The 26,252-nt window shown below is 56.0% G+C and carries 17 protein-coding genes, 3 pseudogenes and 1 other annotated feature; of the genes and pseudogenes, 10 read left to right on the forward strand and 10 right to left on the reverse strand.

What is annotated here, in order from left to right:
* Positions 1-369 precede the first annotated feature (369 nt).
* The 4 genes from AYM40_RS30250 (at position 370) to AYM40_RS30260 (ending at position 2,990) form a co-directional block, all read left to right on the forward strand.
* A complete protein-coding gene (locus AYM40_RS30250) occupies positions 370-1,587 on the forward strand; it encodes an MFS transporter (protein WP_063499713.1) in 1,218 nt (405 codons plus the stop codon).
* Positions 1,588-1,909: 322 nt separating this feature from the next.
* Positions 1,910-2,170 (forward strand): hypothetical protein, encoded by a 261-nt coding sequence (locus AYM40_RS40840; protein ID WP_148662355.1) that lies wholly within the window; start codon positions 1,910-1,912, stop codon positions 2,168-2,170.
* A 170-nt stretch (positions 2,171-2,340) separates the two neighbouring features.
* Entirely contained in the window at positions 2,341-2,661 is a 321-nt protein-coding gene (locus AYM40_RS43890; protein WP_063499714.1) for a superinfection immunity protein, read from the forward strand.
* Positions 2,662-2,801: 140 nt separating this feature from the next.
* The gene (locus AYM40_RS30260; protein ID WP_063499715.1) at positions 2,802-2,990 is read left to right on the forward strand and encodes a hypothetical protein; all 189 of its coding nucleotides are present in this window, start codon (positions 2,802-2,804) and stop codon (positions 2,988-2,990) included.
* A 105-nt stretch (positions 2,991-3,095) separates the two neighbouring features.
* Here the strand turns inward: AYM40_RS30260 and AYM40_RS30265 are convergent, their stop codons facing one another.
* The 6 genes from AYM40_RS30265 to AYM40_RS30290 all read right to left on the reverse strand — a co-directional run bounded on the left by AYM40_RS30265 (position 3,096) and on the right by AYM40_RS30290 (position 14,585).
* Positions 3,096-4,640 (reverse strand): efflux transporter outer membrane subunit, encoded by a 1,545-nt coding sequence (locus AYM40_RS30265; protein ID WP_063499716.1) that lies wholly within the window; start codon positions 4,638-4,640, stop codon positions 3,096-3,098.
* A 15-nt stretch (positions 4,641-4,655) separates the two neighbouring features.
* Positions 4,656-7,844 (reverse strand): efflux RND transporter permease subunit, encoded by a 3,189-nt coding sequence (locus AYM40_RS30270; protein WP_063499717.1) that lies wholly within the window; start codon positions 7,842-7,844, stop codon positions 4,656-4,658.
* Positions 7,845-7,869: 25 nt separating this feature from the next.
* Complete coding sequence (locus AYM40_RS30275) at positions 7,870-9,018, reverse strand: efflux RND transporter periplasmic adaptor subunit (protein ID WP_063500808.1); 1,149 nt, start codon at positions 9,016-9,018, stop codon at positions 7,870-7,872.
* Positions 9,019-9,793: 775 nt separating this feature from the next.
* Entirely contained in the window at positions 9,794-10,930 is a 1,137-nt protein-coding gene (locus AYM40_RS30280) for an alkene reductase (RefSeq protein WP_063499718.1), read from the reverse strand.
* Between the two features lie 363 nt (positions 10,931-11,293).
* Complete coding sequence (locus tag AYM40_RS40845; RefSeq protein WP_148662356.1) at positions 11,294-11,680, reverse strand: hypothetical protein; 387 nt, start codon at positions 11,678-11,680, stop codon at positions 11,294-11,296.
* A gap of 163 nt (positions 11,681-11,843) precedes the next feature.
* Entirely contained in the window at positions 11,844-14,585 is a 2,742-nt protein-coding gene (locus AYM40_RS30290; RefSeq protein WP_063499720.1) for an ATP-dependent Clp protease ATP-binding subunit, read from the reverse strand.
* A 940-nt stretch (positions 14,586-15,525) separates the two neighbouring features.
* On the opposite strand from AYM40_RS30290, the gene AYM40_RS30295 reads away from it, so the two are divergent.
* The 4 genes and pseudogenes from AYM40_RS30295 (at position 15,526) to AYM40_RS30310 (ending at position 18,331) form a co-directional block, all read left to right on the forward strand.
* On the forward strand, positions 15,526-15,843 hold the full coding sequence (locus AYM40_RS30295; RefSeq protein WP_063499721.1) for a formate/nitrite transporter family protein: 318 nt from the start codon (positions 15,526-15,528) through the stop codon (positions 15,841-15,843).
* Positions 15,844-16,068: 225 nt separating this feature from the next.
* Positions 16,069-16,512 carry a hypothetical protein gene (locus AYM40_RS30300; protein WP_063499722.1) on the forward strand — a complete coding sequence of 148 codons (444 nt, stop codon included), beginning with the start codon at positions 16,069-16,071 and terminating at the stop codon, positions 16,510-16,512.
* 65 nt (positions 16,513-16,577) lie between these two features.
* Positions 16,578-17,003: a DUF3331 domain-containing protein gene (locus AYM40_RS30305; protein ID WP_063499723.1), complete on the forward strand. Its 426-nt coding sequence runs from the start codon at positions 16,578-16,580 to the stop codon at positions 17,001-17,003.
* Between the two features lie 604 nt (positions 17,004-17,607).
* Positions 17,608-18,331 (forward strand): annotated as a pseudogene (locus tag AYM40_RS30310) (TetR/AcrR family transcriptional regulator).
* A 385-nt stretch (positions 18,332-18,716) separates the two neighbouring features.
* Here AYM40_RS30310 and AYM40_RS30315 read toward each other — a convergent pair.
* A complete protein-coding gene (locus AYM40_RS30315; RefSeq protein WP_063499724.1) occupies positions 18,717-19,367 on the reverse strand; it encodes a DsbA family oxidoreductase in 651 nt (216 codons plus the stop codon).
* A 104-nt stretch (positions 19,368-19,471) separates the two neighbouring features.
* On the opposite strand from AYM40_RS30315, the gene AYM40_RS30320 reads away from it, so the two are divergent.
* Positions 19,472-20,368, forward strand: coding sequence for a LysR family transcriptional regulator (locus AYM40_RS30320; protein WP_063499725.1), 897 nt, complete (start codon positions 19,472-19,474; stop codon positions 20,366-20,368).
* Between the two features lie 59 nt (positions 20,369-20,427).
* On the opposite strand, the pseudogene AYM40_RS30325 reads toward AYM40_RS30320, so the two are convergent.
* From AYM40_RS30325 to AYM40_RS30340, 3 genes and pseudogenes are all read right to left on the reverse strand, one after another.
* Positions 20,428-21,963 (reverse strand): annotated as a pseudogene (locus AYM40_RS30325) (FdhF/YdeP family oxidoreductase); the annotation flags it as partial.
* 39 nt (positions 21,964-22,002) lie between these two features.
* Positions 22,003-23,237, reverse strand: a protein-coding gene (locus AYM40_RS30330) for an IS3 family transposase (protein ID WP_420488449.1) whose coding sequence is annotated in 2 segments (ribosomal slippage) — positions 22,003-22,949 and positions 22,949-23,237 — 1,236 coding nt in all. Because the reading frame shifts where the segments join, the coding sequence is not laid out codon by codon here.
* Positions 22,843-22,959 (reverse strand) — a sequence feature (AL1L pseudoknot). (Overlaps the previous gene by 117 nt.)
* 51 nt (positions 23,238-23,288) lie before the next feature.
* Positions 23,289-24,056: pseudogene (locus AYM40_RS30340) on the reverse strand (molybdopterin-dependent oxidoreductase); the annotation flags it as partial.
* A 905-nt stretch (positions 24,057-24,961) separates the two neighbouring features.
* Between AYM40_RS30340 and AYM40_RS30345 the strand changes: the two are divergent.
* Positions 24,962-26,101 carry an FAD binding domain-containing protein gene (locus tag AYM40_RS30345; RefSeq protein WP_063500809.1) on the forward strand — a complete coding sequence of 380 codons (1,140 nt, stop codon included), beginning with the start codon at positions 24,962-24,964 and terminating at the stop codon, positions 26,099-26,101.
* Positions 26,102-26,252: the final 151 nt, after the last annotated feature.

Genomic DNA, 26,252 nt, shown 5'->3' on the forward strand with positions numbered 1-26,252 from the left:
GTGCGGAGCCGATCCCCGAGTGTGGTCACTTATCGCAAGAGGAGCGCCCAGGACGCGTGAACGACCTTCTAAGCGAATTTTTTGAAACATGGCAGGAAGTACCGGCCGGTCGTGGGCACGGCTAGCGGTTGGCTCAAAAGCCCGGTGTTCGCCGCAGTTCGGCCCAGGGGACGTTCCAAAGAACTTGCCGGCGGCCAGGAAGGGCAATTTCAAGATTTACCCACCTCTACGGCGACCGTCAGCGTGCCTTCTTCGATACAGCGGGCTGGCCGCTTCGCCCTGCGCAAAGAATCGTTGCGTATGGATGGGATACCACCCCAATGCTTGCGGCTTTAATCTGCACATAAATCATCGCTTTGAGGCACCCATATGAACAACCCTCCAACGCTCCCCACGGAGCATCCTGCAGCTGGCCGACGCTTCGTCGCCATTGCCTTTGCGCTGGGCGTCACGATGGCCGGCGCCACCCTCGCCAGCCCGCTCTATCCCCTCTACGAACATGCCTTCGGCATCACGTCGAGCGGCATCACCATCGTTTACTCGAGCTACATGGCTGGAGCTCTGCTAGCGCTCCTCTTACTGTCGCATCTGAGTGACCACGTTGGATTCGTACACGCACTGCGAATCGCTTTGCTACTGTTGCTTTCCGGCCTGGTCATCTCGGCGGTCGCACATTCGCTACCAGTCCTCGCCGTCGGCCGGTTCGCAATCGGAGTTGCCGCCGGCATCGCCTCGAGCTCCGCGACTGCAGGTTTAGTAGCCCTGGAGCCAAGCCGCCGGATTAAAAGGGCGCCGCTGGTGGGCTCGATAATGAACATCGTCGGGCTCGGACTCGGTCCCTTTGTCGGAGGGGTCGTGGCACAAGCGCTCCCTCACCCGTTATTAACGCCTTACATCATCTTCGGTATTGCGGCGCTCCTCGCTTTACTTGCGCTCCTGATTCATCCGGCCGACGGCGATGTTAGTCCAATCGTCGACTTTCGCCCTACTCTTCGATTTCATGCACCAACGGCAGCGACTGTACGGCCCTTCGCCGTTGCTTCAATAACAACCTTCACCGGCTACACACTTTTTAGCCTCTTCGCCTCACTTGCGCCAGCGTTTCTCGGCAACCTTCTTCCGTGGCACGGCCCTGCTGTCGCCGGCACGGGCGTCGCAACGCTCTTTATCGGGTCAGCAGTCGCGCAGTTTGCGTTGCGCAAGGTCGAACCGCATCGTGGTCTCATGCTCGGTGCCGTAGCGATTGGCGTAAGTGTCGCGCTAATGGCCGCATCGCTGCCGCTGCACTCCGGCTCGCTGTTCATCGCGAGCGACCTTATCGGCGGGTTTGGACAAGGCCTGGCGTTTATGTCGGCCGTCTCTGTGGTCAATCAGATCGCACTACCGGCAAACCGCGCACAAGCTATTTCATCGTTCTTCTCAATCGCCTATATGGGCGGAATAATTCCTATTGTCGGCCTCGGACTGCTTGCCGACCGTATCGGGCTTAACCCTGCCATCACAGCACTAGCAATCGTACTTGGCTTGCTGACAGTCTCGCTCGGCATCCTCTCGTACCAGTGCTCAAGGCAGGTCTCACACACCTGAATTTGAGAGGTCGGAAAAGTGTTTTGACCAGAACAGGAAGAAAAGGCTGACGGCTACAACCTGGGTTTTGCCATCGCCGGCGAACCCGGTTGCCGGAAGTACAAGGTAGCCAGGCTTTTGAGTTTAAGAATTGACTTTTGAGACCTTCCTTCAAGGTCCCGTCGACTGCGTGGCCCCGCAGTCGCTCCAGGGAAAAAAAGCGGCCCGAGTACTTCTCCCTCCACTCGGTATGCGTTCATGACGTGGGTCACTGTTTGGCCGCCTTTGCCATCAAACTCAATTTTCTGGTCACATAGGTATATCACCTCATAGGTTTACCATCATGAAAAATCAAATCGTGATCGCCCTTTCTGTAGTGGCCTGGGCTGCCGCAAGCTCTGCATATGCCGGCGGATACGGTCCTGCACCGCATTACTCCCCAATCGAAGGCGCACCTGCGTCCCAGCGCGGCATGAGTGCCGAGACCGTATCCTCGGAGCGGGAGCATGCCCGCGCGTGGCCGGAAGAAAATGAGAATAACGTCCTGTCCGAAGATCCTCTGGCAGCACGCCAACCTGCCTCGTCCGAGTCCGCCAAGAAATGAGGCGAAATATTGACCAGGTCCGTCAGGAGCGAGTCGCTGTTGCCCTGCGCGCAACGAATCGTTCGACTTACGCTGATTTATCCGGTGCCTAAGTCGCTCTATTATTAACATGTCATGTATGCCACCTCAGAGTCATGTCGGGCATGCAAATCTATCTACTGAGGTGAGCTATGTCCGTCTTTCTCGTGAATCTGTTGATCGCTGTAGCCACGATCTATTTTCTTCCGCTCACCGTTGCAATAAAGAAGCGGAGCCCGGACGTCATGAAGATTGGGCTTTTCAATCTTCTTTTCGGATGGAGTGTTGTGGGCTGGGTCGCAGCGCTCTTATGGGCGAGACACTGGAACACGCGAGGCCTCGTCTCGCGCGCTGCGCGGAAGAGCCGTCGCTCAACGGTCAAATCCGCCATGAGCTCAATCGTTACCCGCGCTAAATGCAGGGACTCAAGCAGAGCGGCAATCGTGCCCTGTTACGCCAGTTCAAACTTATAAATAAACACTGAGTCGCCAACAATACCGCATCTCTTGCATCAGATAGTCGCAATTGATTTGCATAGCGAAATATAATTTATAGAGAGCTATCTCAACGACTACAATGGTAATTGACCTTCCCCGAACCAAGGAGATTAGACATGGCAACTTTGAATAGAGACGAGGCGGTTCGCAAGGCGATTGAACTGGTCGACACTGCACTGGCTGCAGGTCTGATCAAGGATGTGAATCCCTGCAGCTACAATCATCCTGAGAAGTCGGGAAGGGATACAGCTCAGTATCTCTGTGGGTTGATGCAGGGGCTTGCAGAAAAGATCGCTGAGCTGTAACGATTTGCCTCATCCGATGGGCGTCTCGCTCGAGACGCCCATCCCCATCTGATTGCATCAATGGTCAAAGCGACCTTCAATTCTGAACTCGGATTGCTAGCCCTTTTACTTCACCGAAATGCTCTCTTCCATACCGGGAGCAAGTGGAGTCGCTTCTGCATCCCCCCAACCGCCTCCAAGTGCACGCACCAGATTCACCGTAGCGACAGCCTGCACACCGGAAAGCTGTACAGCGGCACGCTGGGACTGCAGGACGGTTCGCTGGGCATCGATAACGTCAAGGTAGTTGACCGCGCCTTCCTTATACTGCGTACTTGATAGCTGCTCTGCTCTCGATGACGCGTCAACTGCCTCGGATTGAGTCTGAACCTGGTCTCGCAGGATCCTCAGATCCGACAGGTTGTCCTCCACTTCCTTGAATGCCGTCAGGACCTGTTGGCGATAAAGCGCAACATCCTCCTCGTAGACTGCCCTGGAATTTGCCAGATTCCCTTTACGCTTACCTCCATCAAACAGAGGGATGGTAAGTGCCGTACCGACCAGAGGACCTAGCAGAAACGCCCGGCTCGACCACTTGAACAGATCCGCCAGAGTCGCTGCCTCAAAGCCGCCAGAACCTGTCAGGATTAGCGATGGAAAGTACGCAGATTTGGCAACTCCTATCCTGGCATTCGCCGCGATCATCGCCTGCTCTGCCGCCGCCACATCGGGCCGGCGCTCGAGAAGCGACGAAGGCAGACCCGGCGGGACGCTAACTTTTATGGGTTCAATTGGACTCGCGGCCATTGAAAATTCAGACGGCGCACGCCCCAGCAGGACGGCCAGACTGTGCTCCGACGCCGTGCGCATACGCTGCACGGTCATCTCGTCCGATCGAGCTGTCGCCAACTCCGAGCGAGCTCTAGCCAGGTCAAGCTCACTGATATCACCCTCGCGATACTTATGCTGGACCAATTCCAGGGCTTGCTGGCGCAGCGTAACGGTACGTCTGAAGACGTCAATCTCTGCATCAAGCTCTCGGAGTTTGAAGTAGTTTTGCGCGACATCCGCTTGCAAGGCAAGAAGGACCGACTTGAGCAGCGCTTCACTTCGCTGAGCATCCGCTTTCGATGCCTGCACGGAGTCAGCGACCCGACCGAAGAGGTCTACCTCGTAGGCGGCGTTCGCCTGCGCACGCCACAGGGTTTGGGATGGGAAATCAGTTCCGTCCGGTTGGAACTGTGACGCGGGCGATACCTTTTCTCGAGTCGGGCCAAATCCGGCGTTGACTGTCGGAAACAGACCGGACCTGACGGTTTGCGTAATGGCTCGCGATTCCTTCACACGGGCAACCGCCGCCTCGAGATTCTGATTATTGAGCGCCGCTTCGGACTCAAGTTCGTCGAGTTTGGGGTCGTTGAAAATCGTCCACCACTCACCCCGTGGAATTGACTCAGACGGTTGCGCGGTCTTCCACGTGCTGCCGTCGGCCAGTGGTGCCGTATCAGAACTGAGGGACGGTGTCGCGCCCTGAAGTTCTTTAAATGGTGTGGCAGATCCACTGACTGGCGGCCTGTCGTACTTGGGGGCAAGGGAGCAACCGGCCGCTATCGCCAGACATCCCGAGCAGGAGATCCACCGCATAGACCATTTATATATTGTGGGTACCATGCCTTGCTCCTTCGGTTATTCCGAGGCATCTATTCCGCGCACAGTCGGCCGCTTGCCGTGCCGGTCGACGATCACCTCGCCACCCGCTAGTTTGCGGAGCAAGACGTAGAACACGGGGATTAACATCAGCCCAAATACGGTCATCCCCAACATCCCGGAGAACACAGCGATGCCCATCGCGTGCCGCATTTCCGACCCGGCGCCTTCCGACACAACCAGCGGGATGACGCCCATGATGAAAGCGATGGACGTCATCAATATCGGACGCAGTCGCAGCCGGCTGGCTTCGACCGCGGCTTCGACTATCGTCCGGCCCTGCATTTCCAGCTCTCGAGCGAATTCCACAATGAGAATTGCGTTCTTCGCTGACAGGCCGACAAGGACCATCAGACCGATTTGCGTGAAAATGTTGTTGTCGCCATCAGTAAGCCACACGCCGGTAAGCGCGGCCAGGATGCTCATTGGCACAATCATGATCACAGCGAGTGGCAACGAGAGGCTTTCGTACAACGCAGCCAGTACGAGGAAAACCAGCAAAACGCTAATCGGGAAGACATATACTGCCGAATTTCCTGCCAGAATCTGCTGATACGCTAGGTCGGTCCACTCGTACTTGATCCCGTTTGGAAGCGTTTGAGCCGCAACCCGATCAATGGCCTTCTGGGCTTCGTTGTTTGAAAAGCCTAACGAGGGTCCAGAGTTGATATCAGCCGCCGTGTACGCGTTGTACCGGACAACATCGTCTGGACCGTAAGTCGGGGTGACTGTGACTACCGATGAGAGCGGCACCATATCGCCATCAGCATTCCGCGTCTTCAGGAACCCCAGATCGCCTGTATGGGATCTGAATGGGGCATCGGCCTGAACACGAACCTGGTAGACTCGACCGAATTTGTTGAAATCGTTGACGTAGAAAGAGCCGAGGTAAATCTGGAGGGTGCTGAAGATGTCCGTGACCGCCACGCCGAGCTGTTTTGCCCGTGTGCGGTCGATGTCGACGTTGATCTGCGGCACGTTGATCTGATAGCTGGAAAACGCTGGTCCCAGCTCAGGTGTCTGCGCGGCAACCTTCAGGAACTTTTGAGCTGCGTCGTTCAAGGCGGAATACCCTAGTGCGGCTCGATCTTCAAGTTGAAGCTTGAACCCACCCACTGTGCCAAGCCCCAATACGGGTGGCGGAGGGAAAACCGCGATGTACGCTTCCTTGATTGCCGCGTACTTCTTGTTTAGCGCCTCCGTAATCGCGGGACCGGACGTCTCTTTGGTAGTTCGCTTGTCGAAGTCAGACAGGCAGATGAAGATGACCGCCGCACTTGACGAGTGAACAAAGCCGTTGATGGACATCCCCGGATGCTCAACTGCGTCCTGTACCCCGGGTTGTTTCATTGCGATTTCACTCATCTGCCTGACTACCTGCTCCGTCCGGTCTAATGACGCTCCGTTAGGAAGCTGGGCAAACGCCACGAGATACTGCTTGTCCTGTGCAGGCACGAACCCGCCTGGCACCATCTTGCCCATTAGCAAAGTCAGGCCTATCAGGACCGCGTAGAGACCCAACATCGGGCCTTTGTGCAAGACGACGATTCCGACACTGCCCCCATACTTCTCCGATCCAGATTTGAAGGTCCGGTTGAAAACACGGAAGAATCCGCCGAACACGGTCTCCATGCCCCGTGTCAACCAGTCCTTCGGTTCCTCATGACCTTTAAGCATGAGCGCTGCAAGCGCCGGCGAGAGCGTGAGCGAATTGAAGGCAGAGATAACCGTAGATATCGCGATCGTTACGGCAAACTGCTTGTAGAACTGCCCAGTCAGGCCTGACATGAACGCGAGCGGCACAAACACCGCAACAAGCGTCAGCGCGATTGCAACAATAGGCCCGCTCACCTCCTCCATCGCTTTGTAGGTGGCGTCTTTGACCGACATCCCGGTCTCGATATTTCGCTCGACGTTCTCGACGACGACAATCGCATCGTCGACGACTATACCAATGGCGAGGACCATGCCGAAGAGGGACAATGCGTTTATCGAAAAGCCGAACGCCAGCATGAGCGAGAACGTCCCGATGATGGACACCGGAACCGCTATCAGCGGAATGACCGAAGCCCGCCACGTCTGCAAGAAGATGACGACGACAATCACAACAAGAATGATGGCTTCGAAAAGCGTGTGGATGACCGCGTGGATGCTCGCCTTTACGAACTGCGTCGGATCGTAGACGATGCGATACTCAACGCCAGGAGGGAAATCGGCCTTGAGCTCCTCCATTGTTTTTCGAACGTTCGCGGAAATATCGAGCGAATTTGCCCCGGGCTGCTGGAACACCCACATCGCGACAGCGGGCTTGTTATTTAACAGTGAACGGTCTGCATACTCGGCGGCGGAAAGCTCGACCCGCGCGACGTCTCGCAGGTGCGTGACAGCGCCATCCTTACCCGTTTTCAGGACAATGTTTCTGAAGTCCTCTTCCGTCTGCAGCCGCCCTCTGGCATTTACATTCAATTGAACAGTGGCATCAGGCGTTGCCGGTGAGGCGCCGATCTGACCGGCGGCAACCTGCACGTTCTGCTCGCGAATCGCATTCACCACGTCCGTCGCGGCCATGTTCCGCTGGGCCACCTTCTGAGGATCAAGCCATATCCGCATTGAATAGTCGCCCGCTCCCTTTAACTGCACCTCCCCAACACCGGGAATTCGCTGAAGCCGGTCGCGGACGTTGATCAACCCGTAGTTTCTGAGGTAAATCAGGTTGTATCGACTGTTCGGGGAAATCAGATGCACCACCATCGTCAATGTCGGCGACGATTTGATTGTCGTTACCCCAAGCCGCTGCACGTCCTCGGGAAGACGTGGCAACGCCTGGGAGACGCGATTTTCAACGAGTTGCTGCGCGAGATTCGGATTCGTTCCCAGCTTGAACGTAATTCTGATGCTCAGGTTACCGTCGCTGGTCGCCTGTGACTCCATGTACAACATATCCTCGACACCATTGATCTGCTCCTCAAGCGGAGCTGCGACGCTTGCGGCAATGACCTTTGGATTAGCTCCCGGATAGGACGCTTTGACGACCACAGATGGGGGAACAATCTCGGGATACTCCGAAATCGGCAACTTGAATATCGAGATGACGCCGCCCAGCAGGATCAGCACCGACAAGACCGCAGCGAAGATGGGGCGGTCGATGAAAAAGCGGGATATGTTCATGACATCTTTCCCTGGTGGCTGAAGGCTACTGGGCGGTGTTCTCGGACAACGCAGGGCTAGCACCCATCGCCACTGTGTGTACCTCCACAACGTCAGAAGGCTTGACTCGCTGGAGGCCGTTGACAACGATACGGTCACCCTCCTTCAGGCCATCTGATATAACCCTCAAGCCGTCGTACATGTCGCCGATCGAGACATTCCGGTACTGAACCCGATTGCTGCTATCAACGATAAGCACGAACTTCTTGTCCTGATCGGTCTCAACAGCGGCATCTTCGATAAGAAATGCCTGGTGAGGCGCACCTCCGCCCACCTTCACCCTGGCGTACAGACCGGGTACGAGAACAGCATCGGTGTTATCAAACCGTGCGCGAACACGGATAGTCCCGGACCCGTTGTCGAGCCGGTTATCGACGGAGTCGATACGGCCCTCTCGTGAATATCCCTTCTCGTTCGCCAGCCCAAGTGAAACCGATACCTTCTCCTTGGAGTCCTTGCTCAGAAACTGGAGGTAGGTGTGCTCATCGGCGTCAAAGGAGGCATATATAGGCGAGACAGAAACGAGAGTGGTCAAGAGCGGGGCACTTGCGCCCGTCGACACAATGTTTCCCAGTGTTAGCTCGGCGCGGGATACGCGGCCAGAGACAGGCGCGACGATATTTGTGTACGCAAGGTTGATCTTTGCCGCTTCGAGTGACGCGCGAGCGGTCTTCAGGTCGGCCGAAGCGCTGCGGGCGGCATTTTGCGCCTGGTCATAGTCCCGTTTAGCGATGGCATTGTCCTTCAGCAAACGCTCTGCCCGTTCAGCGTCGGTCGATGCGTAGCCGTTCCTCGCCTGCGCTGCGGCGAGCTGCCCTTCCGCCCGGTCCACCTCTGCTATGTACGGACGAGGGTCAATTGTGAAGAGACTGTCACCTTTCTTCACCAGACTACCGTCTTTGAAGTGGACGGCTACGATAGTGCCCGGGACCAAAGGGCGTATCTCAACCGTGTCTATCGCCTCAATCCTCCCGGCATAGACCTGATAGTCCGTGATCGTCTTGACTACAACCGACGCCACGTCGACCTGAGGATGTGGTGCCGCGACGGGAGCTGCGGCAGATGCCCGAGTCACAAGATAGTCACCATGCGGTTTTTTGTACGACAGGGATATTCCTAGCGCGATCATCAACATGACCGCAGTCAATCCCCACAGCGTCCCTCTTCCGACTTTCATATCGCGTCACTCCTACAGGTACATCGACTGTCCCTACGCACTGGCTGGAGGACCTGCGGCGAAAAATCAGACACCTTCTTCGTCCAGGCTGTATTTGTTGAAAGTGACCGAGAAGCGACTCTCTGTGAGGTTGGGTGCCGGCTACCTTCCGTGGTCGTTAGCGCTTAGCGGTGGTTGACGGCACACCGTTACGCGGCCTCGCCCTGCCGATCTAACGCAGTTTGATCAGCGTCAGCTTTGCGGATGATGTGTGGTTCCGACGCCGGCTGGGGGAATGTTTACAGTCTAGAGCGACGATACAAGGGCGGTTATTAAGACTTCTGAACCTGCCTTTGCTGCGCCGCCAGGATGGCCGGCTGTACGGTGCTATGAAGCCCTCTCACGCGGACCGCTCGAACATGCGGTCGATGAAAATTGAGTTGGGAAGCGCTGCGCGCGGTTCCTCGATACGGGCGGGCGGCTAGCATTCGCAGGCTGCGTCGGTACAGAGAGCCTGGCGGAAAGGAATCAATGCAAGGATGACCGGCGTAGCCCGACATCCCAAATGTTGGTAGTTCGCGCTCAGTCGAAGTTTCTCTTTCTGGACCGGCTGAATCACCGCTTCAATGAAACGCTACTACGAACCGAACGACTGTCGCCACACATCAGGCCGACAATCCTCGATGGAGAGGAAGGAATGAACGATGCGCCCGCGCCCCCGAACGTTCTCGGGAGCACGCGCGCCGCTAAGCGCTTAGCCGGTTACTGCTTCCTCCAGCTTGGGTAGCGCCGGATAGTCGATGTAGCCTGCGGCATCGCCACCGAAGAAGGTCGCCCGATCCGCTTCGTTCAACTCGGCGCCAATTTTCAGACGCTCCGGGAGATCCGGATTAGCGATGAACGGCCGACCAAACGCGATGATGTCGCCACGGCTGTCCGCAAGCGCTTTCTTTGCGCTTTCCACATCGTAGCCGCCTGCCAGAACCAGAATCCCGGTGAAATTCTTCCGCATCAAGGGGATGATGGTCTTCCAGCGAGCATCGTAGCTGTCGTCCAGTACGGTACCGAGAATCTCCGGCTCAACCACATGCAGGTACGCAAGCTCGCGCCGATTGAGTTCACTGGCGACGAGACCAAACGTTTCCTCCGGCGTATCGTCGCCCATGCCCATGAAGCGGCCCATCGGCGTAAGTCTTACGGCCACGCGGTTCGCACCCACTTCCCTGATCACCGCGTCTACGACCCGAAGCAGGAAACGAGCGCGATTTTCAGAGGAGTCACCGTATTCATCCGTGCGCTTATTACTATTGCTGTTGATGAATTGGTCGAGAAGGTATCCATTTCCTGCATGGATCTCGATACCGTCCATGCCTGCGTCGATTGCGTTGCGGCTGGCAACCGCGTAGTCGGCAACAATCTGATCAATCTCTGCTACGGAAAGCGCGCGCGGCGTCGGCACGTCGGCCCAGACTCCTGCACCGTCTTCATCGACAATAAAAGTCTTGCCCGGCACCGGCAAGGCCGAGGGGCCAACAGGCAGCGCGCCATCCGGCTGGAACGACGGATGCGATACGCGGCCAACGTGCCAGAGCTGCATGAAGATACGACCGCCCTCAGCGTGAACTGCCCGAGTTACTTCCTTCCAGCCTTCGATCTGCTCAGCGCTATGGATGCCGGGAGTCCAGGCATAGCCTTGACCTTGCGGGGAGATTTGCGCGGCTTCGGTGATAATCAGAGCAGCACTCGCGCGTTGACGGTAATACTCGACGTTCATCGCGGTCGGAACATTACCTGTCTTTGATGCCCGCGACCGCGTTAACGGAGCCATAGCGATACGATGCGGCAAGTTGAGCACGCCGACCTTAATCGGAGAAAACATTTTGTTCGACACAACAAACCTCCTTTGAAGCAAACAGGGATGGATTTCTATCGCCGGCGGATTAAGCCATCCTGCGAGAGATATCCTTTGAACGGCAAATTAATGCCAGACAAGGTGTAAAGCGAAGAAACAGTCGTCAGGAAGTCAGCTACTGCCCTTCTCGGATATTCACCACATTCCTTGTCGATGAGGGGAGATTACGCGTAAGGCAAAGGAAAGAGAATCCGAACGGTGAGCAACGGAGTTTTGCGCCACCAGGTGACAAACGCATGCTGGAGGCGGCTCCGCAGCCCCTATCCGTTCCAATCTGGACGGCGTCTTACTTAGGCAGGCCAGCGATTCCGTCTATGTGAAGCTGACGGCAGCGGCTCCGCATCACGGTCCAAGTAGCAGATGTAGCCTGAACTCTTCAAGGTCGAGCTCGGCCGCGATTTTGTGAAGAACGGCATCCTTGATCCGTCGCTCTTCACGGAACTTGACCAGCGCGCGCCGCGCCGCTACAACCGCCCTCAGGGCCAGATTCAGTCGACTCCGATGGCGCCGGACGTACCCCACCTCGCCTGAATCAGCGTAACCATTTGAGTCCGCGCGGACCTTGTATTCCTCGATAAGGCGCATGACCAGATCCTCGTTTCCGCCGCAATTCTTAAGGTCGATTGCTTCGAGTTCCGAGATCGAGGCGCGAAACGTTAAAGCCCGAGCTTCGAGCGCGGTTAGATAAGGGGTATCTGGGGTATCTGGACTCTCCGGGTCGTTGCGCAACTTGAGAAATCACAAGCCCCGTTGCGTCGTCTACCAGACTCTCACCTTCCAGTATGGTCACCAGGCGTCCCGCGTCCCATGACGTCTGGGTGTCGGAACCTTAGATGTCACCCCGCTTTTGCATCGGGGCGATTCTCGGCGATCTGCCGCCCCGAGGCAGGCGCTAGCCTTCGGGGACTGCAATTGGCCCAACGTTTCCGGGCGACGAGTCGGACGTGCTTTCGGAACGCGGGACAGACTGCTGGCGGAATGCAATCTTATGGCTCTCGGAATCCAGTTCGCACAGCACTTTCATGCCCTCCGAAAGGGTTCCGTCCAGGATTTGTCGAGCTAGCTCGTTCTCTATGAGTTGCCTGATCTGGCGTCGAAGCTCTCTCGCACCAAACTCGGGCCGATATCCGACCCTTGCAAGCAATTCCACCACTGCCTCGGAGAACGTAATTTCGATATCCTGACTGCTTGCGACTCGCTTGACCTGCTCGAGTTGCAACCGAACTATCTGCAAAGTCTCTTTTTGCCCAAGTGACTCAAATATGATGATGTCGTCAACCCGGTTGATAAACTCCGGACGAAAGTGCTGCCTCAAGACATCCATTACCCCGCCTCGGACGGAGGGCGAGGCATCGTTTTGCATGAAGCCAAGGCCAGCCCGTTTATGCCCACCGATGATTTCCGCCCCGAGGTTACTGGTTGCAATCATCAAGGTATTGCCGAAGTCGACGACCCGCCCTTTGCCGTCTGTGAGACGACCGTCATCGAACACCTGGAGGAGTACGTTGTAGACGTCGGGGTGTGCCTTCTCGATCTCATCGAACAGGATGACGCTGTAGGGTCGCCGACGCACTCTCTCCGTCAGTTGGCCCCCTTCATCGTAGCCGACGTAGCCGGGAGGAGCCCCCATCAGCCTCGCAACGGCATGCCTCTCCATGTACTCGCTCATGTCCATTCGGATCAATGCATCTTCATCACCAAAGACAACCTCGGCCAGAGCTTTTGCCAGTTCTGTCTTACCCACACCCGTGGGTCCAAGGAATAGAAACACAGCGGTCGGTCGGCCGCTGCCCTGCAATCCCGCGCGTGCGCGGCGTACAGCATCACTGACTGCGCGGACTGCTTCGCCTTGTCCGATGACCCGGTGGTGCAGTCGGCCCTCGAGATCCATCAGCCGCTCCCTCTCGGCCGCCGTCAGCTGAGCGACGGGGATCCCGGTGAGTTTCGCGACGATTTCCGCAATGTGAGTCGCAGATACGTCTGAAGTGTTACAGCTGACCTTACTCTTCCACTTGTCTGTTGCATCAGACAAAGCCTTTTCCTTGTCCTTGATTCGACTGTCCAGCGCGTGCGCACGCTCAAATAGCTTTCGAGTCGCCGCGTAATCCTGCTCCCGCTTCATTTGCGCAATTTCAGATTCGAATTCAAGAATGTCAGCCGGTCGGGACGTGGCCGACAGATGAACGCGGGCCGCCGCCTGGTCCACGAGATCAATGGCTTTGTCCGGTAGGAATCTTCCTGCTACGTAGCGGTCAGATAACGTGGCAGCGGCCACGATCGCGTCGTCCTGGATGGTTACGTGATGATGCCCCTCGAGTCGGTCTCTTAACCCGCGCAGTATGTTGATTGATTGTTCAACGGTAGCTTCGGATACGAGTATCGGCTGGAAACGTCGCTCCAAAGCCGAGTCCGACTCGATGTGCTTCTGATACTCCGCAAGTGTCGTTGCACCGATGAGATTCAACTCGCCGCGTGCCATCGCAGGCTTGAACACGTTCGCGATATCAAGACCACCCTCCCCCCCGCCTTGCCCAGCTCCGACGATTGTGTGCACTTCATCAACAAAAATTACAAGCGCATCGCGATTCTTGAGAATCTCGTCGATCAGCTGCTGCACCCGCTCCTCAAATTCTCCACGATACTTCGAACCTGCAACCATTGAGTTAATGTTCAATTCAAGTAGTCGCTTGTCACGCAACGAATCTGGCACGTCCCCTTTCACCATCCGGATCGCAAGCCCCTCGACGATTGCGGTCTTTCCGACGCCGGGCTCCCCAATCAAAACTGGATTGTTTTTTCTGCGACGAGCAAGGATCTCGATCATTGTTTCGATCTCGACCGAACGTCCAATGACAGGGTCAATGCGACCCTCTCGCGCGAGCGATGTCAAATCACGACTGAATCTGTCCAGGTGAGGTGTCGTCGAAGTCTCCGCCTTCTTGTTCTTATCCTGACCGGTGGGTTGATGCTGCAGCTCCTGGCGCAACGTTTGGGCACTGGCCCCCAGCTTACGAAGTAGATTGCCTGCAAAGCTGTCGGGCACGGCAGCCAAGCCAATCATCAGATGCTCTGGTCCAACATAGCCAAGCCCCTGTCGCCTGGCCTCGTGGTACGCGATTTGCAACACGCTCTTCAGACGAGGCGAAACTAACATTCGATCGTTGCGCCGATTCACCACCTTGCTCTGTTTGGGCGCGGTTTCATCTATAAGCTTCTGAATTTCAGTGGCCGATTGATGCAGTTGATTAAAGGTCTCGGCGACAGCGGGGATTGCGAGCAGTTCATAGAGGAGATGTTCGGTATCCACTTCCGAACGACCGAACTCCAACGCCCGCTCTGCAGCACGCTGCAGCAACTCTCTTACCGTGTCACTGAAGTATTCGTTGATGTACATCGAATCGGAGTCGCCCGCTGTCGGCGTCGAAAGATCCACAATCCTTGCGTCGTCCTGCACGGGTCCGCCAAGGTCGGTGCGAAACAGTGCTTCCAGTGGCGACAGCGTCCTTTGATGACGCAACAGGCGCTCAAAGTGGAACTCGCATACGTCTAGTATGCGGCGCTCGTGATTCTGGACCAGCGCGACACGAGCAACTGACCTGCGAACACCACAAATCTCACACATGAGGTTGACCATCTCGGATCCTCCGCCCAGAAACACTCAATTTTTCTCTATTGTTGGATCGAGCAGATCAACCAGCCTCAAACGCGCATGTGCTGCCTCAGACAAGCAAGCACGCATTAAGCGAAGGTCGCTGATGGCCCATCCCGCTGTTCGGTGCAATCTGGTCGGGTGGGGAAAAATCATGAGAGATAGCACCGAATTTCCGGAAAGGATACGTCAACGGCCACGCACTTTCCGGCGATTCAGCACTATTAAGAAGGTAGCTTCCGAGCATGCAACGCCAGTACTGTCTGGCAATGAAAACGCAGCGATGCCAACATGCAGAAGTTGGAAAGGAAGAGGATCGGGTCACTTTGTGCTTGCGTCGACAAACTCCGCGCACCACTGCTCGATGACCTGAGGCACTGGCATGCTTAGCCTTCGCACTTCCAGGCCGCAACGCTCAGCGTTGTCATTGGAAACAGACATCACACAGCCTGTTTACACGTCGTAGTGTACGTACGGCCTTGAGGTGATAGCCTTTCGGATCACAGTTTCGAACTCGCAGAAAGTCGCACAGAGTGCAGAAGCCGCCCGCCAGGCGGAGAGTTCAGGTGCCCCAGCTGACAACCTTCGCGCTATCCATGGTCGTTCCCCGCTAATTCAACGCAGCACAGCCTCCTCGTAGAGTGCTGGGAAAAACGGCTCTACGATCGCACAACACAGCCCGTATATGGGCTCGTCTTCCGGACGTTTCGGGAGCTTCCGTCTCCACCGTTCACTTCAAAGCACCGCCGAATTTGTCTATCGGCCGTCCGCGTCTGAAATGGAGAGGTATCGTCTCGACGAGCTGGCACCAATCCAACCATAGACCGATGTGGCCTGGAGTGCGCACTTCTTAATTGAATTTAATAGGCATGAAGCAACGCGTTTTTGTGCAAGCACCGCTGCATAGCCAGTACGACCACGCTCATTGAGAGGTGCCCTGGATGTACTGGGCCTTATTTTCTGGCTGGTTTTTGCATTCGTCGCCTGTGGATTCGAACATAGTGGCGCCAACATATTCCTGTTCGCCCTGGCGCTCATCGGCCTCCACCCAGAAAGCGTGACGTTGGCGCGCGCGGCAGCGAACCTGGTCTCTGTGACGATTGGAAACCTGGTTGGCGGCAGCGTGTTCATGAGCCTCGGCTATTGGCTGCAGGATCGTCACAGCAACCGCTCGCAATCCGGCATGGCCGTGCCCGACAGCGCCGGCGCGGACCTAAAACACCTGGACCTTGCCTTGAAGTGAATTCGACGCGACGGCAAGTAGACGGTCGCTTCGTTGGCCGTGCAATGCGACGTAGTCGACTGGCGACCGCCTATGTTTGCTCGCGGGTCTTCCGTAGAGATCCATGCTCAGCAGCCCCGAGCCCAGTTCGCATCAAATTAAGGACAATTCATTTCAGTATGCGCTTTGCATGAATCAGAATACTTATAACCCTCTTCAGGGGGTAACCGCTGTCGAGTGTGAAATATGGAATCGCAAGTTAGCAAGTCGGACGGTCAACTCGACCAATACAGCGAAGAGTTCATGAGCTACCTCAAGCAGCCAGTTGAGGCAAAAAACAATGTTCATATCTCATTCGGGGTCCGGATATTTTCGATCGCCGTGTGCAGCTGGGCAATTATTGAAACGCCTGCCGAATATGACGCGTTCGCCGGGCTCGGACAATTTCTCGCCTTGCTCGTTTCGAAGGTCATCTGGCTGGCGCTTGGAGTAGCCTTGTTAAGACGGCTACGGGTCGCTCAACAAGCCTTCTCGATTTTATGCTTTATAAGCATTTGCGCGATTTTTACCGCGCTGCCATTTGAATACGACCATTCGATATTCTCATTTTTACTTTCATTAACTGATTGCATCCTGAAGATAGGTTTTTTGGCGTCCGCCGTCCTTCAATATCTCGATATTGAATGGTAAGCACAATTTTTTCACTCCCAGTTCGCGACGTATCAATATCAAAGCCAGTCGATTTAGGAGTTATCATGCTTCTTTTAAATCCCGCTTGCGATCCGTGGCAACGCACCGTTGGCGCGCTCAGCTCCTGGCCGGATGGCGAACCCACTCTCCCCGGCGCCACTGGCCATTTCCCAATAAAGCACGCCGCAACGGAAAGCAAAGGAAAATCGCCCTGCGTCTCCGGCGGCCTGGGTCTTGTCAAGGTCATCGAACGGCTGAATGAGACGACTGCCGTGATTGATTGGCGGGATTCAACTGCCGGATGCTACACAGAGCAGGTTTGGCGAGTCTGTGTCGCGCGCGTGACCGGCCAATGCGCGTTAAGCGGCGCAGCCATCAAGAAGGGGGACGCCGTGTACCGGCCGCGCACAAACAGGAACCTGCGAGCGAACGCGGCTTTTATGATCCTCTCAAGTGAGCTGGATAACGCGTTCAGTCTGGTCGATTGCTGATCTTGTCGCGACTGACCTGAACGATGCCGATGCGGACTTTTGCCGCGCGAGAATCAACAGGTCACTGGTTCTCTCTTTGTCGCGAGGCGACACATCGACGACTGGACAGCGCTCCAGCCGAAGTCAGCCTATTCTCTGCACCGCGCGCTGAGTGGATCGACCGAAGTGATCGCTTTGCTCTTCACAAGCGTGTTGGCATGAGCGCAATCCAACGCTCTACGCCAGCACATCAATGCTGCATCCTCAATGGAAGGCCTTTCGGTCCCGATGTGGTGGTGCCGGTCCGGCTTGAAAGATCGACGCGCAATCCTTCCCGCCCGAAGCCGTCACGATGGGGGCTCAATCTCCAGAGACCAATCGGTAAGTTTGAGGCACAAACCAATCGCGATCGTCGCCGTGTACTGCACATGTTCACCAAAGAGCTATCGGGCGGAATATTGAGGCCTGTAACACAACTGATCTCGCGAGCGCCAGAACGAGACAAACTCGCCACTCGAGTACAACTGGAGTGGCAGACATGTCGAAGGCGCCGCGACGGGCAGCTAGTCAGGCGAAGCCAATCTTTGTATTATGGCCCTCTGATCTCTCGAGCCTCTGGGTCCACATGCCAAAGAAAAATGGGCCGATCGACGCCCCCGCACTCTCCGAACCTCACGAACCAGGTACCCGCCGGCTTGCGCCTGAGGTCCGGGAGCGCATGATTGTCGAAAAAGCAATCGACCACTTTGCGACCCATGGTTTCTCCGGCAGCACACGGGAACTCGCACGCCAACTTGGCGTCACGCAACCGCTACTGTATCGATATTTCCCGAGCAAAGAGGCCCTGATAGATCGCGTCTACGAAGAGGTTTACAGCTGGGACAGCGACTGGGAGAAACTGATAAGAGACCGCTCAATGCCACTCCAGGAGCGCATGGTCCGTTTTTATCAGGCGTACGCTCATACGATCCTGCGTCGTGAGTGGATTCGAATCTTTATATTCGCAGGGCTCACCCGTGAAGGTATCAACTAAATACCTCGCGCGTCTCCGGGAACGTGTCTTCAACCCCGTCATGGACGAAATCAGGCAGGCGCACGGCCTACCGGCGCCTACCGGGCCGGCCGAGCGAGCCGTCGAACTCGAGCTAGTCTGGAGTTTGCACGCGAGCATTTTCTACGTTGGCGTGCGGAAGTGGATCTACGGGTTGCCAGTCACGGAGGATCTTGACTCGCACATCGAACATCAGATCGATGCATTCCTGAACGGCACACCCTCTGCGCTGAAGAAAGTGCTGGAAGCGGGTAGCACAAAGCGCCCAAAGGCAACCAAAGCTAGGGCCACCACCTAGGCTGCAGGTGACTCGTTGCCCGGACGCTCCTGCAGCCGGGCAACGATCGCTACCAACGGCATGATCGCCATGCCAAACCAATCGGCCCCGGCGGCCGCCTACGCCGTCCTTTCGTCAAACCTCATGCAGGCCGTAGCTTGCCATTTGCCACTTTCACGTTTAATATTGATCGATTGATTACCAGTGGTCGGTTGCGTCGTTGTATTCACTGTGCGATGCGCGTCGTGCCACGGTTCCAACAGCTGTGTCCTGCAGTCAGCGTTGCCTGACACTGAACGGAGACGGCCAACGACCCACGAGAAAGTGCTGGCCGTATTCAATATCCGACACGGTTCGGCCAGCACATCTGCAACGTTTTATCCGGACCGGGTAATCAGTGATTTGGCTAAAGAGGCACGGAGTGGCTCTTTAGATTTTTTTCCAGGAGTTGTCTGAATAGAGCGACGGATTGAGCTCCGCTAACAATGTCGTTCCCTATCTTAACCGTCGGAACCGAATTAACACCTCGGTCGATAGCGCCGGCTTCAATTGTTCGAACCTCGTCTGTGCCATCACTTCCCGAGAGAAAGGTATCGATTTCTGCGCGGTCAAACCCGGCCGTTACAGCGAGCTCCGTCAGCACTGCAACGTCACCGACGTCCTGACCAACGGAGAAATACGCGCGAAAGATGTTTTCTACCAGTGTCGACACCGGATAGCTCTGCTGAAGCATCCAGACCAGTCGGTGCGCAGCCAACGTGTTGGGCGTACGTTCGACACATTCATAATGGAAGTCCAGACCAACATCGCGCCCTGCTTCCGCCACCTGCGAATCCATGGCTTGAGAGCGCGCCCAGCTGCCGAATTTCGCCGAACGGTATTCTTTTCGGTTAAGCCCTTTTGCTGGCATACCCGGATTAAGTTCGTAGGGAATGAAGACCAGCTTGATGTCGGTTTCCGAACCCGTCTCCGACATTGCCAGTCTCAGCTTTTCGCCGCCGATCCAGCACCACGGGCAAATAAAGTCATACATCACTTCAACGTCAAGCTTTTTCATCAAACACCTCCAACTCGATTGGTTACCACGAACAATCCAGCGATCAACAATGCCAGATAGAATGAACTGTCAAGCCGACGATTCTTTGCGTGAGGGACCATAGAATGGACAAGTTCACGGCGCTATCCATGTTTGTCGAGGTTGCACAGACAGGCGGGTTTACGAGTGCAGCCCGACGCCTCAATATCGCCACCTCATCAGTAACAAGAGCCGTCGAGGCACTTGAGGAGTCGCTCGGGACGGTACTTTTCAATCGCACTACGAGACAGGTGGCACTGTCAGACGCCGGCGCAACTTACTACGCCAGGGCGAAGCGGATCATAGAAGACATGGCCGAAGCGGACGCTTCTGTTTCGGATCGAGGAGTGAATCCTTCAGGTCCGCTTCGCGTTTCCGTGCCCGCAGCGTTTGGACGCCAGTGCATTGTTCCTCACATAAGCTCCTTCCTGGCAAGCCATCCGAGGCTGGAACTGGACATCATTCTTAATGACGGGATTTCTGATCTTTTAACTGACCGGATAGATCTCGCCGTAAGACTGGGTGACCCGCCCCCAAGCGCGGACGTTGTCAGCCGGACAATAGGTCACTTCGAGCGTTACGTTGTCGCAAGCAAGGACTATCTGGAAATGCATGGCATTCCGGAAACACCTGAAGCGCTTTCCACTCACCAATGTCTGCGTTTTTCTTACGGCTCTGACCAACAGGTCTGGACGTTCTGCCAAGGCGGAAACGTCACAAAAATCGCGGTTACAGGCCGCCTTAAGACGAACAATTCTGAAGTACTCAGGGAAGTCGCGCTGAACGGTGCTGGTATCGCGCTGCTTCCTAGCTGGCTCATCGACTCCGATGTTCAAGCCGGCCGGTTGACTAAACTGTTTGAACAGTATGAGATCAACCCAAATGACGCCCGGTCTTCCATCACCGCGCTCTATATGCCCAACCATCGGGGCTCACGACGAATCGGCGCCTTCCTCGAGTTTCTCAGCGACATCGTATCGTGACCAACCTATACAACTGCAAACTCGCCCACTGCTTTCTCAAGGTCCAAATCCAACTGGTCCTACGCCGCGTTGACACTACCGTGCGGCGCGGATCGCCGCAGTCGAATCGGCACAGATTTGTATGAAGGCGTATGGCTGTCCGGGTCGTGGGCATAAAGAGGGACGAGTGGATTGGTCTCCGGATAGTAAGCTCCGCAGCAGCCGTCAGGAAGTGAATATTCCACGATCTTGAATCCGCACACGACACGGTCTACGCCATCGTTCGACAAGGCAATCAGGTCGACACGCTCTCCGGGGTGTAATCCCCGTTTCTCAATCTCCCGTCCATTAATGAACACCACGTCGCGCTGCCCGAATACCCCTCGGTAACGGTCAGAGAGCGAGTAGATGGTGGTGTTGTACTGGTCGTGGCTTCGCATGGTCGTCAGCCATAGAGCATTCTCATCCATGTGATGAGGATCTTCCTCAAGACCTGCGAAAACGGCAAAATTGGCACGTCGTGAGGCGGTGGCCCATTCTCGATTGCGTGCAGTGGATCTGAGCTGAAAGCCACCAGGCTGCCTTATCCTTTCATTGAACCCTGCAAAGATAGTGAACACCGACTCTATCGCATCCCGAATGCGGTCGTAACTCGCGACCATTGATTCCCACGGAACGCAGCTTTGCTCGCCGAGCGTAGCCCTCGCAATTCCCGCAATAATCGCAGGCTCGCTCAATAGATAGACTGATGCCGGCTCATTGCGGCCTGCGGATGCGTGGACCATCGACATCGAATCCTCGACAGTTATAGACTGGGTCCCGCAAGCCTGCCTGTCTATCTCGGTTCTGCCGAGGCACGGGAGTATGAGCGCCTCCTTGCCATGCACAAGATGACCGCGATTCAATTTCGTGGATATCTGGACGGTCAAGTCCAGCTTGCGTATGGCCGGTTGCACCAACGGCCAGTCCGGGACTGCGGCGGCGAAATTTCCGCCGAGGCCGATAAATACCTTGGCGATGCCGTTGACCATCGCCTTCAGGGCCTCGACAACATCGTGTCCGTTCGCGGTCGGCGGCTTAAAACCAAAAGTCCTCTCTATACCGGCCAGCAGCTCCTGCGACGGCACTTCCGTGATGCCAACTGTACGGTCTCCCTGGACGTTCGAGTGTCCCCGGACCGGACAGATGCCGGCGCCCAGCCGTCCGATATTGCCACGCAGAAGTATCAGATTGGCCGCCTGCTGCACGTTTTCGGTGCCACGATGATGCTGGGTCAGCCCCATCCCATAGACAAGCACTGTGTTTTTCGATTCGATATAGATTTTGGCGACATTGGTCAGATCCTCTTTGCTCAAACCGGATTGACGCTCAATGGCTTCCCATTTTGTTGCATACAAATCTTTGATCAGCCTTTCGAGTCCGACAGTGTGTTGATCAATGAAATCGTGATCCAGTACGCTAGCCCGCCCAGCGGTCAACTCCGCATTGTCGAATTCCAAAACGGCCTTCATGATTCCTTTCAGCGCCGCGACGTCACCACCGACACGGACCTGATATAGAAAGGTACTGATCGGCGTGGACCTTAGCGTCACCATTTCTATCGGATCCTGGGGAGCCTGAATGAACCGCCCCGAGAATCGTGGAGGCTGGTTGGTTTAAGTTGATGCCGGCACAGCGATGGTATTGCTGAATTGCCGGTAGTAGTTTGCCTCAGCTTCAGCGGGCGGGATATAGCCGAGAGGTTCCATCAGCCGATGATGGTTGAACCAGGCTACCCATTCCAGCGTCGCCAATTCGACGGACTCACGCGTTTTCCACGGCGCACGACGATGAATCATTTCTGCCTTGTACAGCCCGTTGATCGTTTCAGCCAGCGCGTTATCGTAGCTGTCGCCCCTGCTGCCAACCGACGGCTCGATGCCTGCTTCGGTCAGCCGTTCGCTGTAGCGAATGCTGACGTATTGCGAACCTCTATCGGAGTGATGGATCAGTGTTCCGTCATTGTCCGGCCGTCGAGCGTACAGCGCCTGTTCAAGTGCATCCAGAACGAAGTCCGTGGTCATCGACGAGCTGACGCGCCAGCCGACAATGCGCCGAGCAAATACGTCGATCACAAATGCGACATAAAGCCAGCCCTGCCACGTCGAGACGTACGTGAAATCCGAAACCCAGAGCTGGTTCGGCCGGTCAGCCTTGAACTGACGGTTGACCCGGTCGAGCGGGCGTGGAGCCGATACGTCGGGGATCGTCGTGCGAACTCGCTTTCCACGCCTCACACCGCGCAAACCCTGTTGCTTCATCAGCCGCTCGACGGTGCAACGTGCCACCGCGATACCCTCCCGGTTCAACTGCTTCCAGACTTTGTCTGCGCCGTAGACCTGCATGTTGGCCTGCCAGACTCGCTTGATTTCCGGACTCAGAAACTCATCGCGTTTCGCTCGGGCACAGCGCCGCGACGGATCGCGAAGCTGTGCGGCATGACGCCGATAGCCAGACGGGGCAATCCGCAAGACCTTGCAGATCGACTCGACCCCGAAGGTGTCGCGATGCTGATCGATAAAGGCCTTCAGGACTTCAGGCGGCGGTCGAGTTCCGCCTGGGCGAAAAATGCGCTCGCCAGCTTCAGGATCTCATTGGCACGGCGCAGTTCCTTAACCTCACGCTCCAGTGCCTTGAGGCGCTCACGTTCCGACGTCGTGACGCCCTCACGCTCACCCCTATCAACTTCTTCTCGCTTGACCCATCCCAGCAGCGTCTGGCTCGTACAGCCGATCTTGGGGGCGATGGATTCGATCGCTGCCCACTGCGAGGGATACTCGCCCCGATGCTCTTGCACCATGCGCACAGCACGCTCGCGGACTTCAGCAGAAAATTTGTTCGACTTGTTCATAGCTCCATTTTCTCAAAAATTGGAGCCTCCACCAAATCCGGGGCGGTTCAGAAAGCGCTCTAGCGCACGCTCCCTGAAAGGGTTGAACGAAACAATGCGGGCCCCTCTTCGCGACGCCTCGTGAAGATTCGTCATCATGCGGGGACTGTTTGTGCCAGGATTCTGGCCAAAGATGAAAATAGCGTCTGCGGCGTCAAAGTCTTCTAGAGTCACGGTGCCTTTGCCAACTCCAATTGACCTTGGGAGCCCTACGCTCGTGGCTTCATGACACATGTTTGAACAGTCCGGAAAGTTGTTGGTGCCGTACTCCCGAACAAAAATCTGATAGAGGAACGCTGCCTCATTGGAAGCGCGACCTGACGTGTAAAATTCAGCCTGGTTCGGGTCATCCAATGCATTTAGATGACCGGCAATCTTTTCGAACGCCGCATGCCACCCAATATGCTTGTACCGGTCGCTTGCTGAGTCATAGACCATCGGATGCGTTAGCCGCCCCGCCATCTCCAGATCGTAGTCATCCCACGCCTGTAGTTCAGAGACAGGATGCATGGCGAAAAACTCGGGCGTGCACCGGTTCGTCGTCGCCTCCCACGCTACTGCTTTGGCGCCGTTCTCGCAGAACTCGAAAGATGAAGTGTGCTTCGGATCAGGCCACGCGCATCCAGGGCAGTCGAATCCTTCAGGCTGATTCATATGGAAAAGCGTATTGGGGCCGTAAATCGGAATGCCCTGGAGAGAGAGCACCTTAGCTGTCGCTTTCAACGCACCCCAGCCGCCTGCAGGTTCGGAGTATGTCCGCACATCCTTCTCGTCAGCCATGGCTTGTCACCCTATCAAGATCGTCAGAATCATTCCTCGCATGCATGCCGAGAGTCGATCCGGGCATGGAGCGGTGGCCAAGTTGGGTGTGTGCGGCAAACACCGACTTCAAACAGCTCGCATGTACAGTCTGCGCGTCCACACGATCAGTGGGCTGTTAATTGTTGTGAAACTCGACCGAGCGCCTTAGTGTCAAGGTCAGTGCTGTTGTCACTTGTCAGACTAGAGCTCAACCGTTTGGTCGAGTCGAATTCTATAAATACCGCAGGCTTTGGATACCAGCGATCGCCCTGACGCCTTTCGAAACGATTTCTGAAAGTCGATACGCCGAAAAGCGCTTTACCCGTGCTATCAGCGTTGTCGGCCAACACTCGCAATGGATTCCCGGGCCGTAAGATCTCTGTCAAGCCACGCTTTGTAAATTCAGAACAATTAACGTGCTATGGACCGGTCGAGGCCCACCGCAATAACTAAACTGCTCTAAGCAGCGAGCGTTCGGGTCGGCAAGCCTTTTCGAACAGTGGATTGATGAGGCCGAACGACGCACCTAGTTTCTGTTCGAATCGGATCGCACGTCATAACCGGTCGCCCACAATTGCCCTGAAATCTTAGTCATCGACGTTCGTTAGAGGTTGCGACAGGGGTATCGCCGCAGCTCTGTAAGAGAACCATGAATTGACACCGTTACAAGCATCCCAGATCGAGCCTGATAAGCCACGCCAGATAGCCCGATGCCTTCCCGTCCAGCCATCAACGGATAGATTCCTTCAACGCCGGCTGTCGGTACTCACCCAATTTTTGCGACGCGGATGCATACGGGCCTCAAATCCGTGCCCATCCACTACAATGCGGCGCGAGCGCCTCTCGCAGATAGCAACCGAATTGCTTTTTTTGGGGAATTCACCATGCTCGACAGTACCCAGCAACGTGCAGTCATTGTCGGCGGATCGCTTAGCGGTCTTTTCACGGCGACAGCTCTACGTGCGATTGGATGGCATGTCGACGTGTTTGAGCAGTCCCCGAACGAACTCGACAGTCGTGGTGGCGGCATCGTGCTTCAGCCGGACGTTCTTGAGGCGTTCCGGTTTGGCGGCGTATCAATTCCAACAGACATTGGCGTCGATTCCGGCGATCGCATCTATCTCGACAGAGAGGATCGAATTGTTCAGCGATTTTCCATGCCTCAAACGCAAACCTCGTGGAGCTTGATCTACAACGCGATGCGGCGTGGATTGCCCGCAGGCGTTGTTCATCCTGGCGAGCGCTTTACAAGATTGGAAGAGATCGACGATGAAGTTGTCGCGCATTTCGAGAGCGGGCGAACCGCGACCGGCGACATCCTAATTGGAGCGGATGGTTCGCGCTCAGCAGTTCGAGCGCAGGTGCTTCCGGGAACGCATCCAAGCTATGCAGGGTACGTCGCATGGCGTGGCCTGGTTGAGGAGAACGATCTCCCGTCTTCCGCAGCAGCGGTTCTGCGTGACAGGTTCACGTTCCAGCAAGGCGAATCGCACCTGATGCTGATCTACCTCGTTCCCGGCGAGAACGGCACAACACGGGTGGGGACGCGCCGCTGGAATTGGGTATGGTATCGCCCCGTGACCGCTAGCGAGCTCGTTGCTCTGATGTTGGACAGATTCGGCAAGCAGCGCTCGACGTCGTTGCCCCCCGGAACGACGAAGGATGCGGACATCAGCGAACTTAGGTCTGCCGCTCAGGCCCTCCTCGCCCCAACCCTGCAAAAGCTTGTCTTTGCAACAGCTGAACCCTTTGTGCAAGCCATTCAGGATCTGGCCGTCAACAGGATGGTTTTCAATCGGACGATTCTGCTCGGCGACTCTGCTTTCGTTCCTCGACCGCACACCGCCGGAAGCACCGCCAAAGCTGCTGTAAATGCGGTAACGCTTGCCCATGCCCTGTCTGGCGACGCCACACCTCTCGCGACTGCGCTCGCCCGTTGGGAGATGCAGCAAAAACGCCTGGGAATTGGCATGTCTGAACTCGGCATCTCGCTAGGGGACAACATAATGCAGTTAAACCGGTAGTCCAACCGGATAATTTTGGCAAAGTTCCCGCACTTGAAGTATTTGATGAATCTGCATGCCAAAGCCACCAATCCGGAGCACGGATCGTCGTCTCATGTTCTGTTTCGCCTGAAAGAAAAAAACGGAGCTTGCCGCCGCGGTCTGCCTGCAA

Origin of the sequence: Paraburkholderia phytofirmans OLGA172, from assembly GCF_001634365.1 — a bacterium.
Classification (GTDB): Bacteria; Pseudomonadota; Gammaproteobacteria; order Burkholderiales; family Burkholderiaceae; genus Paraburkholderia.